General features: G+C 43.4%; 19 protein-coding genes and 2 riboswitches. Of the genes, 17 read left to right on the top strand and 2 right to left on the bottom strand.

Annotated elements, in window-relative coordinates; translation table 11 throughout:
* Positions 1-179 precede the first annotated feature (179 nt).
* The 17 genes from D1970_RS06980 (at position 180) to sufB (ending at position 13,512) form a co-directional block, all read left to right on the top strand.
* The gene (locus D1970_RS06980; RefSeq protein ID WP_119112169.1) at positions 180-539 is read left to right on the top strand and encodes an arsenate reductase family protein; all 360 of its coding nucleotides are present in this window, start codon (positions 180-182) and stop codon (positions 537-539) included.
* A gap of 73 nt (positions 540-612) precedes the next feature.
* Entirely contained in the window at positions 613-993 is a 381-nt protein-coding gene (gcvH, locus tag D1970_RS06975) for a glycine cleavage system protein GcvH (protein WP_119112168.1), read from the top strand.
* Between the two features lie 126 nt (positions 994-1,119).
* Entirely contained in the window at positions 1,120-1,359 is a 240-nt protein-coding gene (locus tag D1970_RS06970; protein ID WP_119112167.1) for a YusG family protein, read from the top strand.
* Between the two features lie 182 nt (positions 1,360-1,541).
* The gene (locus D1970_RS06965) at positions 1,542-1,892 is read left to right on the top strand and encodes a toprim domain-containing protein (protein ID WP_181213389.1); all 351 of its coding nucleotides are present in this window, start codon (positions 1,542-1,544) and stop codon (positions 1,890-1,892) included.
* Positions 1,893-1,898: 6 nt separating this feature from the next.
* Positions 1,899-2,213, top strand: a complete 315-nt coding sequence (locus tag D1970_RS06960) for a thioredoxin family protein (RefSeq protein ID WP_119112166.1) — start codon at positions 1,899-1,901, stop codon at positions 2,211-2,213.
* 148 nt (positions 2,214-2,361) lie between these two features.
* Positions 2,362-2,694, top strand: coding sequence for an SCP2 sterol-binding domain-containing protein (locus tag D1970_RS06955; protein ID WP_119112165.1), 333 nt, complete (start codon positions 2,362-2,364; stop codon positions 2,692-2,694).
* Between the two features lie 81 nt (positions 2,695-2,775).
* Positions 2,776-2,879, top strand: a riboswitch (SAM riboswitch).
* 89 nt (positions 2,880-2,968) lie between these two features.
* The gene (locus D1970_RS06950) at positions 2,969-4,288 is read left to right on the top strand and encodes an O-acetylhomoserine aminocarboxypropyltransferase/cysteine synthase family protein (protein ID WP_119112164.1); all 1,320 of its coding nucleotides are present in this window, start codon (positions 2,969-2,971) and stop codon (positions 4,286-4,288) included.
* A gap of 78 nt (positions 4,289-4,366) precedes the next feature.
* A riboswitch (SAM riboswitch) is annotated at positions 4,367-4,483 on the top strand.
* 121 nt (positions 4,484-4,604) lie between these two features.
* Entirely contained in the window at positions 4,605-5,630 is a 1,026-nt protein-coding gene (locus D1970_RS06945) for a methionine ABC transporter ATP-binding protein (RefSeq protein WP_119112163.1), read from the top strand.
* Complete coding sequence (locus tag D1970_RS06940) at positions 5,623-6,288, top strand: methionine ABC transporter permease (protein WP_119112162.1); 666 nt, start codon at positions 5,623-5,625, stop codon at positions 6,286-6,288. The genes D1970_RS06945 and D1970_RS06940 overlap by 8 nt, the downstream gene beginning before the upstream one ends.
* Positions 6,289-6,301: 13 nt before the next feature.
* Entirely contained in the window at positions 6,302-7,129 is an 828-nt protein-coding gene (locus D1970_RS06935; protein ID WP_119112161.1) for a MetQ/NlpA family ABC transporter substrate-binding protein, read from the top strand.
* Positions 7,130-7,298: 169 nt separating this feature from the next.
* Complete coding sequence (locus tag D1970_RS06930; protein ID WP_119112160.1) at positions 7,299-7,667, top strand: carboxymuconolactone decarboxylase family protein; 369 nt, start codon at positions 7,299-7,301, stop codon at positions 7,665-7,667.
* Positions 7,668-7,887: 220 nt separating this feature from the next.
* Complete coding sequence (locus D1970_RS23585) at positions 7,888-8,040, top strand: YuzK family famiily protein (RefSeq protein ID WP_498071986.1); 153 nt, start codon at positions 7,888-7,890, stop codon at positions 8,038-8,040.
* Positions 8,041-8,271: 231 nt separating this feature from the next.
* Positions 8,272-9,057 (top strand): Fe-S cluster assembly ATPase SufC, encoded by a 786-nt coding sequence (gene sufC / locus D1970_RS06925; RefSeq protein ID WP_119112159.1) that lies wholly within the window; start codon positions 8,272-8,274, stop codon positions 9,055-9,057.
* 17 nt (positions 9,058-9,074) lie between these two features.
* Positions 9,075-10,382, top strand: a complete 1,308-nt coding sequence (sufD, locus tag D1970_RS06920; RefSeq protein WP_119112158.1) for a Fe-S cluster assembly protein SufD — start codon at positions 9,075-9,077, stop codon at positions 10,380-10,382.
* Positions 10,382-11,611, top strand: a complete 1,230-nt coding sequence (locus tag D1970_RS06915; RefSeq protein WP_119112157.1) for a cysteine desulfurase — start codon at positions 10,382-10,384, stop codon at positions 11,609-11,611. The genes sufD and D1970_RS06915 overlap by 1 nt, the downstream gene beginning before the upstream one ends.
* On the top strand, positions 11,601-12,044 hold the full coding sequence (gene sufU / locus D1970_RS06910; protein ID WP_119112156.1) for a Fe-S cluster assembly sulfur transfer protein SufU: 444 nt from the start codon (positions 11,601-11,603) through the stop codon (positions 12,042-12,044). Before D1970_RS06915 ends, sufU begins: the two co-directional genes overlap by 11 nt.
* A 70-nt stretch (positions 12,045-12,114) precedes the next feature.
* Positions 12,115-13,512, top strand: coding sequence for a Fe-S cluster assembly protein SufB (gene sufB / locus D1970_RS06905; protein WP_119112155.1), 1,398 nt, complete (start codon positions 12,115-12,117; stop codon positions 13,510-13,512).
* 88 nt (positions 13,513-13,600) lie between these two features.
* Here sufB and D1970_RS22840 read toward each other — a convergent pair whose 3' ends face one another.
* Entirely contained in the window at positions 13,601-13,936 is a 336-nt protein-coding gene (locus tag D1970_RS22840; RefSeq protein WP_246370229.1) for a tyrosine-type recombinase/integrase, read from the bottom strand.
* 240 nt (positions 13,937-14,176) lie between these two features.
* Positions 14,177-14,575, bottom strand: a complete 399-nt coding sequence (locus D1970_RS22835) for an N-terminal phage integrase SAM-like domain-containing protein (protein WP_259339590.1) — start codon at positions 14,573-14,575, stop codon at positions 14,177-14,179.
* Between the last annotated feature and the right edge of the window lie 154 nt (positions 14,576-14,729).

Genomic DNA, 14,729 nt, shown 5'->3' with positions numbered 1-14,729 from the left:
TCTTCCTTTTGGAAGGGAGCCTTTTTTCCTGATGAAAAAATGATTTGCTGGCGAATGGTGCCCTAATAAAAAAGATTTTGGAAAATTGGAGCACTCAATGTTAGAATTGTGATATAAAGGTATGGTAATATCCGTGTATAGGGTATTTACCCGGAAAAGAAACTCTGGGTGGTGAAATGATGGCATTGACCTTCTACTGGTATCCAAAATGCGGAACATGCCGCAATGCAAAAAAGTGGCTTGATGCAAATGGGGTATCTTACAATGAATTACATATTGTAGAACATCCACCTTCCCGGTCTGAACTTGAAGAGCTATATAAGAAAAGCGGACTGGAGCTCAGGAAGTTTTTTAACACGAGTGGGCAGAAATACCGGGAATTGGGATTGAAAGACAAAGTAAAAATAGCTTCCGAATCGGAACTGCTCGATTTGCTCGCATCCGATGGGATGCTGATCAAACGTCCGCTGCTGACAGACGGCAAAAAGGTTACAGTCGGCTTTAAGGAAGAAGAGTACAGAAATACTTGGCTATCATAAGTACAGGGGAAGTTTCCGAATAAGGACGCTTTGGCGGCTTGTTTGGATTTAAACATATAGTGGAGGGATACTGATGAATACACCAAAAGAATTACGCTATTCTGAAGAACACGAGTGGGTCAAATCCGAAGGGGAAAAAGTACGTGTCGGCATTACCGATTTCGCACAATCTGAACTGGGAGATATCGTTTTCGTAGAGCTTCCGGAAGTCGGAGACACTGTAACAGCTGATGAGCCTTTTGGTAGCGTTGAATCTGTAAAGACTGTTTCCGAGCTTTATGCGCCTGTTTCCGGGAAGGTCATCGAAGTGAACGAAGAGCTTAATGATAGCCCTGAATTCGTTAATGAATCTCCATATGAGAAAGCATGGATGGTTGTCATTGAACTTTCCGATGCCAGTGAACTGGACAACCTGATGACTCCAGAAAAATATGAAGAAATGACAAACGAATAAAGAGCGGCCCAAAAGCGTTCCTGTTATCAGGGACGCTTTTTTTTTGCAAGATTAGTGTGTTTCTGCGAAACAGGGCAGACTATCTTTAAAAAATAACCTCCTGCGGAAAAGAAAGGTGTGCTGTAAATGGCTTTGGAGGAAAAAAAGCTGGATGTAACCGACCGAATAATAGGAAAGCTTGAAAAGGGAGGAATCGCCCTATATCTTGAGCAAGAGAAGATTGGAGTTATTACCCTGCCTGAAAGTATGGAAATTGACCTTGAGAACCATTATGAAGCAAAAGCGCAAAAGATTTACCAGAATGTATCCGTTCCTTCGGAGTCCCAGCCAAGGTATACAGATTGCGACGAGGGCGGCTGGTGTTAAATGGCGGGAATTACCCGCTTTTTTCTATGTGCTTAAAGCGTAGATGCAAGGTGCGATTCAATATTTTTGCAAAATGACGTAAAAAAAGTGACAATAGATATAACAACAGTGACTACAGCACAAACATTTCCGGAAAAGGATAATAATGTAAAGTATCGATAAATCTGGCGGTGGTAATTAGCATGGTGGAATTAGAAAAGGTTCTCATTGTCGAAGGATCATCCGATCGAAAAAAGGTTCAAGGTTTGCTGAATGAACCTGTTGAAATTATCTGTACAAACGGAACGATTGGTATAGCTAAACTCGATGAACTGATTGAAAGCTTGTTTAATAAAGACGTCTACATCCTTGTCGATGCCGATGAGTCAGGCGAAAAGCTCCGGAAACAGTTTAAACGGGAATTTCCCGAGGCCAGCCATTTGTATATTGACAGAATGTATAAAGAGGTGGCAACAGCACCTGAAAAGCACTTGGCAACGGTTTTGCTTGGTGGCAACATTGATGTTCACGCACAGTTTCTGGAAAAAGGATGAATCGTTATGCAGCAATGGCCTGAGGAGAAAATTGAAGAACTAATCGATAGCCATACAGACGGGATGGTCTATTTTTATACCCCGTTATGCGGTACATGTCAGGTAGCTGGAAAGATGCTGGACGTGGCAGTGGAGTTATTTCCAAATATTTCGTCAGGGAAATCGGACCTTAATTTCATGCCGCGACTGGCTGAGCAGTTTCAAATCGAAAGTGTGCCATGTCTGATTCTCTTAAAAGAAGGCGTGCCTATCGAAAAAATATATGCCTTTCATTCCGTTCCCTTTCTGTATGAAAAAATGAAACAAATTGCCAGTAAGTGATTCTGACAATCGTTTTATTGTTAGACATATTTCTCGGGAAATGATAAAAAACGATAACCCTCCCTTTAAGTGGGGGTATTTGTCGATTGAATTTAAAAGGGATTTTCCGTGCTCTGGAGAAACCTTCTCTTAACGGGAGGCTTACGGTATGGAAAAGTGTCTAGAACGGTTTGTGGAAAGGGCAGAGGGTAAAAAGCACCTGTATGAGCTGACAAAAATGAACAGCATAGCGTTAACAGCAGAGACAACAACCGGGGATTTTACAATCTTTTTTGAAAACAAGCGTGTATCTCTTAGGCCGGGACTCCTTGACAGTGCGGCTGTCACACTGAAAGGGAACATAGGGGTAATCCTTGCCCTCCTTGATGGAAAATTGAAGCTGAGAGAAGCGGTTCGACGCAACTTCCTTGATGTACGCGGAAACTTTCGGGCTATTCTTCTAGCCGAGTCTTTTTTGTATTTAAACAGGGAGGATGAATAGAAAAGCTTGTTTTTTTTGAAAAATCGTTTGACGCGAGTGAAGGCTCATGTTATGATCGTCTTAATTTTAAAAAACTGAATATTCTTATCAAGAGAGGTGGAGGGAAATGGCCCTATGAAGCCCGGCAACCGGTCAGTGAACACGGTGCTAATTCCATCAGGGCAGACCGCCTTGAAAGATAAGGAGAGATGACAAACCACCCTCTTCTTAGGAAGAGGGTTTTTTCATTTCTTCTTCCTGCAGAAGAATACCTAAAATAAGGGGAGAGATGAACATGACAGAACAGAAGCAATTAAAGATTGAAACAATCGGGGTACATGGCGGGCTTACGGCGGATGAAGCGACAGGTGCGAGAGCGGTGCCTATTTATCTCAGTAATGCATATGAATTTAAAAGCACAGACCACGCTGCCCGGTTGTTTGCTCTTGAGGAGCCGGGATATATATATTCGAGGATTCATAACCCGACAGTGAATGTGTTTGAAGAAAGGGTCGCCCTTCTTGAAGGAGGAGTCGGAGCTCTTGGGGTATCAAGCGGAATGGCGGCTATAACACTGGCAATTTTAAACATTGCGCATGCAGGGGATGAAATCGTTGCGGCCTCCAACTTATACGGGGGAACATATAATCTTTTTTCTGTGACGCTTCCGAAGTACGGAATCAAGGTGAAGCTCGTTGACCCGCAGGATCCAGAGAATTTCCGAAAAGCGATTACGGAAAAAACAAAAGCTGTGTATGCAGAAACAATCGGCAATCCAAGCCTCCGTGTCCTGGATATTGAAAAAACAGCAGAGATCGCCCATGAAGCAGGCATTCCGCTAATCGTCGATAATACTTTTGCCACACCTTACCTATGCCGGCCGATTGATCATGGGGCGGACATTGTTGTTCATTCTGCAACAAAATGGCTTCTTGGAAACGGAACAACGCTTGGCGGCATTATTGTCGACGGAGGGAAATTCGACTGGAACTCGCCTAAGTTCCCTGGTTTCACTACTCCAGATTCCAGCTACCATGACATTGTTTACAGTGAGGCGATTGGAGCAGCCGCGTATATTGTCAAAGCGCGTGTACAGCTTTTAAGGGATATCGGTACATCGCTAAGTCCCCAAAGTGCCTTTCAGTTTACGCTTGGCCTGGAGACACTCCATGTAAGGATGAAGGAGCATATTGCCAATGCGAAAAAAGTAGTTGAGTATCTTGATGCACATCCTGCAGTCTCCTGGGTTTCATACCCTGGACATGAGAATCATCCGGACAAAGAGCTTGCTGGCAAGTATTTACCGAAAGGGGCAGGGGCTGTCGTTGTGTTTGGAATTGAGGGAGGACGTGAAGCAGGGGCAAGACTGATTGATTCGATCCAGCTTTGGTCTCATGTAGCGAATGTCGGGGATGCGAAAAGCCTGATCATCCATCCTGCCAGTACAACACACCAGCAGCTCGATACATTAGGCCTTGCGAGTGCCGGAGTCCCAGAAGACTTGATTAGGCTGTCGGTAGGGATAGAAAATATTGAAGATTTGCTCGATGATTTGGAACAGGCAATCCAAAAGGCAGTTGCAGCTAGGAAGGACTCTGCCAGTTTTTGCTCTTGACACTTCTTTTCATGACATGATAAAATCACTCTCGTAATTAACCGCTAAAACCGTAATAAATGAAATCCTAATAGATTGCTCTTATCAAGAGAGGTGGAGGGATGTGCCCGATGAAGCCCGGCAACCGTCAATAAGTTCCTACTTATTGAAATGGTGCCAATTCACACAAAGCAAAATTGCTTTGGAAGATGAGAGAAAGGTTTCCTGATTCCATGCCTTTCTGCTCATGTGCAGAAAGGCTTTTATTTTGCCTTTTTAACACAGGGGCCGAGAAATGGCGGTGTCATACGGAGCGGAATAAGAGAGGATGAATCCTTTGATTTCAATAAATAATGTCCGAAAGGTGTATCCTTCGAGACAGGGAGAAGTAAAAGCGGTTGACAGGGTCAGCCTTGAAATAAAAGACGGAGAAATATTTGGCGTCATTGGCTACAGTGGCGCAGGAAAAAGCACGCTCATCCGCATGCTGAACGGACTGGAGATTCCTACTGAAGGAAGCATCACTGTAGCGGGTCGGGAAGTATCCAGAATTAAAGGTTCTGAACTTAGGAAAGCCCGCCAGGAAATCTCGATGATTTTCCAGCATTTCAACTTGCTGTGGTCTCGTACGGTAGCAGAAAACATTGCATTTCCATTGGAAATTGCCGGTGTCTCAAAAGCTGAACGCGACAGCCGCGTCAAGGAACTCATCAGCCTGGTAGGCCTTGATGGCCGGGATGATGCCTATCCTTCCCAGCTAAGCGGCGGGCAGAAACAGCGGGTAGGAATTGCAAGGGCATTGGCTAATAACCCTAAGGTACTGCTGTGTGATGAAGCCACTTCAGCACTTGATCCGCAAACGACAGACGCTATTTTGGATTTACTGGTTGATATTAACCATCGCCTTGGTCTTACAATTGTACTTATCACACATGAAATGCATGTCATCAGGAAAATTTGCCATCGTGTCGCTGTCATGGAAGGCGGATCGATTGTGGAAACGGGTCCTGTCCTCCAAGTATTCAAAAATCCCGAGAAGCCTGTTACAAAAAGGTTTGTCCAGCAGGTCACCGAACCGGAAGAGACGAAAGAAACGATGGGCCACTTGGTGGCCAATTATCCTCGGGGTCAAGTCATCCAGCTGACATTTGTCGGAGAGGGTGCAGAGCAGCCGTTAATAACGAATCTGATCAGAAAGTTCCCACTGACCGTTAACATCCTTCAGGGGAAGATATCACAGACACAGAATGGATCTTACGGAACATTGTTCATCCATTTGGATGGAGAAGAGCCAGATGTAGCACAGGCGCTCGCATTTATCAGGGAGCAGGAAGTTGGAGTGGAGGTGATTTCCCATGGCTGATTTGTTTCCGAATGTCGTGTGGGAAAATATGTGGGAAGCAACACTTGAAACCCTCTATATGAGCGGAATTTCTGTTGTGGCCACCTTCGTTCTCGGTGCAATACTTGGTTTGCTCTTGTTTTTAACTTCAAAAGGGAATATATGGGAAAATAAACCAATCAACATCATCATCAGTGCTTTTGTGAATATATTCAGGTCCATTCCATTCATCATCCTGATTGTCCTGCTTATTCCATTCACCAAGCTCATTTTGAATACAATGATCGGGGAAAATGCAGCATTGCCTGCGCTTATAATTGGGGCAGCACCTTTTTATGCGAGAATGGTAGAAATAGGGCTTCGGGAAATCGACAAGGGTGTCATTGAGGCAGCAAGATCGATGGGAGCAAAAACATCAACGATTATTTGGAAAGTACTGCTTCCGGAGTCGATGCCTGCGCTTGTTTCCGGTATCACTGTAACTGCAATTGCGCTTGTCAGCTATACAGCAATGGCCGGGGTCATCGGGGCCGGTGGATTGGGAAATTTGGCTTTCCTTGAAGGATTCCAGCGGAGCCAAAATGATGTAACACTCATGGCCACAATTATTATTCTTGTTATCGTATTCGTCATTCAATTTATTGGCGATTTTATTACATCCAAACTAGACAAACGCTAAAGGAGAGATTGGAATGAAAAAATGGCTGGCAGTTATTCTAACACTTGCTCTGACTCTGGCACTTGCTGCCTGCGGGTCGGAAGATGAAAAAAGCGGAGAGAAAGATGGCAAAGAAATTGTTGTCGGTGCCTCCAATGTGCCGCATGCAGAAATTCTTGAACAAGCAAAACCTTTGTTAGAGAAAAAAGGTATAGAGTTAAAGATCGAGAAGTTCCAGGACTTTGTTGTTCCTAACCAAGCGCTGGATTCCAAGGAACTTGATGCAAACTACTACCAGCACATTCCTTACTTGAATAACCAGATAGATGAGCACGGCTATAAGTTCGAAATTGCTGGCGGCATCCATATTGAACCAATCGGCATTTATTCAAAAAAATATAAGAAACTGAGCGATCTTCCAAAGGGCGGACATATTATCATGAGCAGTTCTGTTGCTGACCATGGCCGAATTCTTTCACTGCTTGAAAAACAGAAGCTGATTACCCTGAAAGAAGGCGTCGACAAGACAAAAGCAACAGTAAAGGATATAAAAGACAATCCAAAGAATTTGAAGTTCGATACAGATTACGAAGCTCCACTTCTTCCGCAAATTTATAATAATGATGAAGGAGATGCGGTTCTGATCAATTCAAACTATGCAATTGATGCTGGATTGAACCCGCTGAAGGATTCCATTGCAATTGAAGAAAACGATTCTCCATACGTGAATATCGTTGCTGTCAGGAAAGGCGATAAAGACAGAGAAGAAATCAAGGCTCTGGTCGAAGTACTCCATTCCAAAGAAATTCAGGACTACATTCTTGAAAAGTATAAGGGAGCCGTTGTACCGGTTTCTGAATAATTCATTGAAGACAGGCCTTGTGCCTGTCTTTTTGTGTGACTGAAAGCCGGTGAGAGTGGTTCGCTTTTCGATTTAAATAAAAGATAGGCCTGGTTCTTTGCTTTTAGCTGTAATATTCCTTGGCAAGTTTCACATACTATTCCTGAAATTAGTGAATGGAGTGGATATGATGGAGAGTCAATATAGTGCGTTAAACGGAACAGAAGCAACGCTGCACGACTATAAACAGGGACTTGGATTATTTACGCAAAAAATGCCCGATATCGCCAGGCACTATAATGCTTTTACGGAAGCGTGTTTCAAGGAAGGCAGCGTTACAATGAAGGAGAAGCACTTAATCGCCCTCGGAATCGCTTTGCATGCACAGGATGAGTATTGCATCGTTTATCATATAAAAGGCTGTATTGATAATGGAGCTACTGAAGAACAGATTATGGAAACAGTTGGAGTAGCTGCAGCACTTGGTGGCGGCGCTGCGATGAGCCAGGCTGTTACGCTAGTACAGGAAGCCGTGAGCGATCTTAGCCAACGGCATTAGGATAGAATATCGGAAGAATCCTGAAGAATTCTTCGTCTGAAAGAGCTGAGCGGCGCTCATGCTGAATCAACCCTTTAAAACCAATTATTGGCTGTTTTTACCGCTTTGAGCCGGGTATAGAATACATGATACGATGAGGAAGCAATAAAAACGCGCGTAAAGCGTAACTACGAAGGGATGATTCACTATTAGTCCGTTACAGCTGAATTACACAGCAGAAATGGAAAAAGCTATGCATGGAGCTCATGGGATTAGTTATGAGGTGTACTGCATGAAGCATGAAGCCAGGATGAGAGTGGAGAGAAGACGCGAAAAGGATTATGTGGAAAGCCAGCGGATGGTAGCGGATCTGGATCGCAAGGTACATTCCTGATTTTAATAATGGATATGAAATGGAAACCAGTGTGAATGCACTGGTTTCTTCTATAATATACGGTATTTTCGGCAGTGTCTGGTGAGATGCTTTATTTTCTGTCAATCTCTTTTTCTAAACAGTTGCGAACACTTTTCATTTGTTATAAGATTGTAATGAGAATAGAATGAGAATAGACGAATCCCCTTTTTATTGGGATAACTTCTTTTTTTACTAACGGAGGGAATGAATATGGCTGGATCTGTATTAACAATAAAGGACCTTCATGTTGAGATTGAAGGCAAAGAGATATTAAAAGGCGTTAACCTTGAAGTTAAGGGTGGCGAAATCCATGCAATCATGGGCCCGAATGGAACTGGAAAATCTACCCTTTCTTCGGCAGTCATGGGGCATCCGAAATATAAAGTGACTCAAGGGACTATCACACTTGATGGGGAAGACGTACTTGAGATGGAAGTCGATGAAAGGGCACGTGCAGGTCTGTTCCTAGGAATGCAATATCCAAGCGAAATCAGCGGCGTGACAAATGCCGATTTCCTGCGCTCTGCAATTAACAGCAGGCGTGAGGAAGGAAAAGAAATTTCCCTGATGAAGTTCATCCGTAAAATGGATTCGCAAATGGAATTTCTTGAAATGGACCTGGACATGGCACAGCGGTACCTTAACGAAGGTTTTTCGGGCGGGGAAAAGAAACGGAATGAAATTCTTCAGTTAATGATGATTGAACCGAAGATTGCCATCCTTGATGAAATTGACTCTGGTCTTGATATTGATGCTCTTAAAGTGGTATCTAAAGGAATTAACGAAATGAGAAGCGAAGATTTCGGCTGCTTGATCATCACACACTATCAGCGTCTTCTGAACTATATCACACCAGATCATGTGCACGTAATGATGCAAGGACGCGTTGTCAAATCAGGCGGGCCTGAACTGGCACAGCGTCTTGAAACTGAGGGATACGATTGGATCAAGCAAGAACTTGGAATTGAAGATGAAACAGTTGGGCTAGAAGCGTAAGCGTTAGGGGGATCATAATGACTACGGAAATGAAACTGCCGTTTGACCAGGAATATATAACTTCCTTTTCGAAAGAGATGGGAGAACCGGAATGGCTGACAGAACTCCGCGTACAATCGCTTGAAAAAGCTGATACGCTTCCTATGCCAAGACCGGATAAGACAAAGATCAATAAATGGAACTTTACTCATTTCAATAAACTTATTGTTAAAAGTGACGAATTCAAATCGCTTGAAGAACTTCCAGAAGCAGTTAAGCCGCTCATAGATGCTGATCATTCAAATAGCGTATATATACAGCGGAATAACAAACCTGCGTACTTGAAGTTATCAGCAGAGCTGCAGGAAAAAGGCGTTATATTTACAGATATGTATACAGCATCGCGCATGCACGGAGATTTGCTGAAGAAGTATTTCATGCAATCTGCTGTGAAGGCTGACGAGAATAAACTGACAGCCTTACACGCGGCTTTCCTAAATGGAGGAGCATTCCTTTATGTACCTAAGAACGTCACGATCGAGGAACCGATCCAGGCGATTTTCCTTCATGATGATGCAGAAGCAAACCTGTTTAATCATGTGATTGTGGCTGCAGAAGACAACAGCAGCGTTGTGTATGTTGAAAACTATATTTCAACGGTAGATTCTGCCGACAGCAAGGTAAACATCGTATCAGAGGTAATTGCCGGAGCGAATGCACGCATTCAATACGGTGCAGTTGATACACTGGCTAAAGGTGTGACTGCCTATGTGAACCGTAAAGGGCTAGCAGGCAGGGATGCCCAGATTGAATGGGCGCTTGGGCAGATGAATGATGGCAATACGATCTCCGAAAACGTAACCCTCCTTCAAGGAGATGGATCTTACGGAGATGCGAAAACCGTTGTTGTCGGCCGCGGAGACCAGGTGCAAAATTTCACTACGAAAATTATCCACCATGGTAAAAATTCCGAAGGCTTTATCCTGAAGCACGGAGTAGTAAAGGAAAGTGCTACAGTTATTTTCAATGGCATCGGAAAAATTGAACAAGGTGCTTCAAAATCCAATGCAGAACAGGAATCACGTGTACTGATGTTAAGCGAAAAAGCCCGAGGTGATGCGAATCCAATCCTTTTGATTGACGAGGATGACGTTACCGCTGGACATGCCGCTTCGGTTGGACGCGTTGACCCTGGACAGCTCTATTACCTGATGAGCCGCGGCATTCCACAAGCCGAGGCTGAAAGACTTGTTATCCACGGATTCCTTGCACCAGTTGTAAATGTGCTTCCGATTGAAGGAGTTAAAAAGCAGTTAGTCGAGGTTATTGAAAGGAAAGTTAAGTAATGGATATCAACGAAATCCGTAAATTTTTTCCAATTCTTGATCAGGAAGTCAATGGAAGCCCGCTTGTCTATCTTGACAGTGCGGCGACATCGCAGAAGCCTGTTCAGGTCATCGAGGCAATTGACCGATATTACCGTGAATATAATTCCAACGTCCACAGGGGCGTTCATACGCTAGGAACAAGAGCGACGGACGGCTACGAAGGCGCGAGGGAGAAAGTCAGGAAATTCATCAATGCCAGCTCGGCGCAAGAAATCATCTTCACAAGGGGAACAACCACGGCAATCAATACAGTTGCTGTAAGCTATGCCCGTGCCAATCTTCGTGAAGGTGATGAAATAGTCATCTCCTATATGGAGCACCACAGCAACATTATTCCATGGCAGCAAGCCGCAAAAGCGACTGGTGCTGTTCTGAAATATGTTCCGCTTCAGGAGGATGGAACGATTTCACTTGAAGCTGTCAGGGAAACGGTGACAGCCAACACGAAAGTGGTCTCCATCATGCAGGTTTCCAATGTGCTTGGTGTCATGAACCCAATAAAGGACATTGCCCGGATTGCACATGAAAACGGAGCAGTCATGGTTGTAGATGGTGCCCAAAGTGCGCCGCATATGAAAATCGATGTCCAGGATTTGGATTGTGATTTCCTTGGTTTTTCCGGTCATAAGATGTGCGGACCGACGGGAATCGGGGTATTATATGGTAAGAAGAACTTGCTTGAAAATATGGAACCGATTGAATTCGGCGGTGAAATGATTGATTTTGTTGGCCTCCAGGAGTCAACCTGGAAAGAGCTCCCTTGGAAATTTGAAGCTGGAACACCGATTATTGCCGGCGCGATCGGTCTAGGTGCGGCGATTGATTTTCTTGAGGAAATTGGCCTTGATAATATTGAAGCTCACGAGCACAGGCTGGCAGCCTATGCAATGGAAAAGATGTCAGGTATTGAGGGGTTGACGATTTACGGTCCAAAGGATCCGGCAAAACGGGCGGGGCTTGTCACCTTCAATCTCGATGACGTCCATCCGCATGATGCAGCGACAGTCCTTGATGCCGAGGGTATTGCTGTTCGCGCGGGACACCACTGCGCCCAGCCTTTGATGAAATGGCTGAACGCTTCCGCCACAGCACGTGCGAGCTTCTATCTGTACAATACAGAAGCAGACATTGACAGGCTTGTAGAAGGCCTTGTCAAAACAAAGGAGTATTTCAGCGATGTCTTCTAATAATTTGGATACCCTGTATCGTCAGGTTATCATGGATCATTACAAGAATCCCCGTAACAAAGGGATAATTGAAGATGGCAACCTGACAATCAACATGAACAATCCGACATGCGGCGATCGAATCCAGCTGACTATGAATGTAGAGGATGGAATCGTTTCAGAATCGAAATTCGAAGGTGAAGGCTGCTCCATTTCGATGTCTTCGGCTTCCATGATGACGCAGGCGATTAAAGGGAAGAAAATTGAAGATGCTTTAAAACTGGCCGAAATTTTTTCAGATATGATGCTAGGAAAAGACTATGATGAGGAAGATCTTGACCTTGGTGATATCGAAGCGCTCCAAGGAGTTGCTAAGTTTCCTGCCAGAATCAAATGCGCTACTCTTGCCTGGAAAGCGATGGAAAAGGGTTTGAAGGATGAGTCCGGAAAATAGCTGCCCGGCAGAAACGGAACAGCTCCCCTAGAGGGCAGCTAAAGTTCCGCAGAAATGGAGGAATTCGACGATGGCGAAAAAAATGCCAGAGATCGGTGATTATAAATACGGTTTTTCCGATAAAGATGTATCGATTTTTCGGTCAAAACGCGGTTTGACACGTGAAATCGTTGAAGAGATTTCTAAAATGAAGGATGAGCCTCAGTGGATGCTCGATTTCCGCCTGAAATCTCTTGAGCATTTCTACAACATGCCAATGCCTCAATGGGGCGGCGATTTGGCTTCATTAAATTTTGACGAAATCACATACTATGTTAAGCCGTCAGAGAAATCCGAGAAGTCATGGGATGAGGTTCCTGAAGAAATCAAGCGTACTTTTGACAAGCTTGGTATCCCGGAGGCAGAACAGAAATACCTCGCGGGCGTGTCCGCGCAATATGAATCTGAAGTGGTTTATCACAATATGAAGGAAGAACTTGAAGACCTGGGAATTGTCTTTAAAGACACGGACTCGGCTCTGAGAGAGAATGAAGACATCTTCCGTGAACATTGGGCGAAGGTAATCCCGCCGACAGACAATAAATTCGCGGCTCTTAATTCGGCTGTTTGGTCTGGCGGCTCTTTCATCTACGTACCAAAAGGCATTAAAGTAGATACCCCGCTGCAGGCGTACTTCCGTATCAATTCCGAAAACATGGGACAGTTTGAACGTACCCTGATCATCGTTGATGAAGGCGCACATGTCCACTATGTGGAAGGATGTACGGCACCTGTCTATACTACTAACTCGCTTCACAGCGCAGTGGTTGAAATCATTATCAAGAAAGACGCTTACTGCCGCTATACGACGATCCAAAACTGGGCGAACAATGTTTATAACCTTGTTACAAAACGCGCAGTCTGCGATGCAAATGCAACGATGGAATGGATCGACGGAAATATCGGCTCAAAGCTGACAATGAAATATCCTGCTGTAATCCTGAAAGGTGAAGGCGCAAGAGGTATGACGCTTTCAATCGCTCTTGCTGGCAAAGGGCAGCATCAGGATGCCGGTGCAAAAATGATTCACCTTGCACCTAACACTTCATCGACGATTGTGTCAAAATCGATTTCCAAACAAGGCGGTAAAGTAACCTACCGTGGTATCGTCCACTTCGGCCGCAAAGCCGATGGAGCGCGTGCGAATATCGAATGCGATACGCTCATTATGGACAGCAAATCAACATCTGACACCATTCCTTACAATGAAATCCTTAATGATAATATTTCGCTTGAACATGAAGCGAAGGTTTCCAAGGTCTCCGAAGAACAGCTCTTTTACTTGATGAGCCGCGGTATCTCCGAGGAAGAAGCAACAGAAATGATCGTCATGGGCTTTATTGAGCCATTTACGAAAGAACTTCCAATGGAATACGCTGTTGAGATGAACCGCCTGATCAAGTTCGAAATGGAAGGTTCTATTGGATAACAAATAAAAAACCTTTAGATATCAAGGGTTTGAGAGGATTTCATATCGTGCCAAATTTGTGTCATGCCAAATTTGTGCCAAGTTGAAATTATCTTTTAGTGTAGGAGGCGAACTTTTGAAGTTCGTCTTCTTCTATTTTTTCGGTAATATCAAGATAAGTATCTGCTGTTGTTTTGATGGTTTTATGCCCTAAGCGATTTGATACATATTTAAGGCTTACACCTGATTCGAGTAGTAGAACCGCATGGGTATGTCTAAAGCCGTGGGTGCCTTTATAATCAACACCGGCTTTTTTGCAGTAACCCTGCATGGTATCACGAATTGTAGAAGGTGTTAAATAATGACCGTGACAATTTTGAAAAATGATACCATCTTCATTTTTATGAAATCTTTCATTTCCTAAAATTAATTCATTTTGCTTCAATTTGAACTTCTTTAATTCACGGACTAAATCAGGTTCTATTTTGATCGTGCGATAGGAAGAGGAATTTTATAATGTTGTCAATTTTACATTGTTATTATCATCACGACTTGTTTGTTTGTCGATGGTAATCTTATCACCATTAATATCTTCCCATCTTAAAGCTAAAGCTTCAGATATCCTTAAACCGGTTTTGCTTAAAAAGTACATAAGCACGTAATAGAGCTGATAATCAGGAAAGCGCTAATGTTTGTATTTTTTCATAAAATCTAATAACTGATTTAATTCTTCAAGGCTGAAATATTTCACTCTTTCCTTTTTTATAGCAACAGAATCCTGAACAGGAACTCTTAATTTATCAGCCGGATTTTTTTCAAGAACTTCAAGTTCATGAACGGCATAATGTAAGATGCTTTTCATAACAGAAAGATATTTTAATCTTGAACCAAATGAATATTTTTCTTTTCCGTTTTCATCTAATTCACCAAATTTTGCAATCCATCTTTTTATTTCAGGTCTATGGATCGTCATGATTTTTTTATTTCCAAAAGTGGGCAAAACGTGATTCCTTATAATTACTTCAATTTGTTTATATGTGGATTCCTTTACATTAGCTTTTTTATGTTCAAGCCAATCCTTCACAACTTCGTCATTTACACAAAATTATTGACGCTCCCTTTTAATAAGGTAACAACTTAGAGAAATTACTACTAGAATGAAACCTAAACATTGGATCTAAGTCAATATCTTGGACACAAATAAGTTAACTTTTCATGCAGATTGATAGAACTGATCT

It is taken from the genome of Mesobacillus zeae (assembly GCF_003570705.1).
GTDB classification, from domain to species: Bacteria; Bacillota; Bacilli; order Bacillales; family Cytobacillaceae; genus Mesobacillus_C; species Mesobacillus_C zeae.
This window is presented reverse-complemented; position numbering and strand designations above follow the sequence as displayed.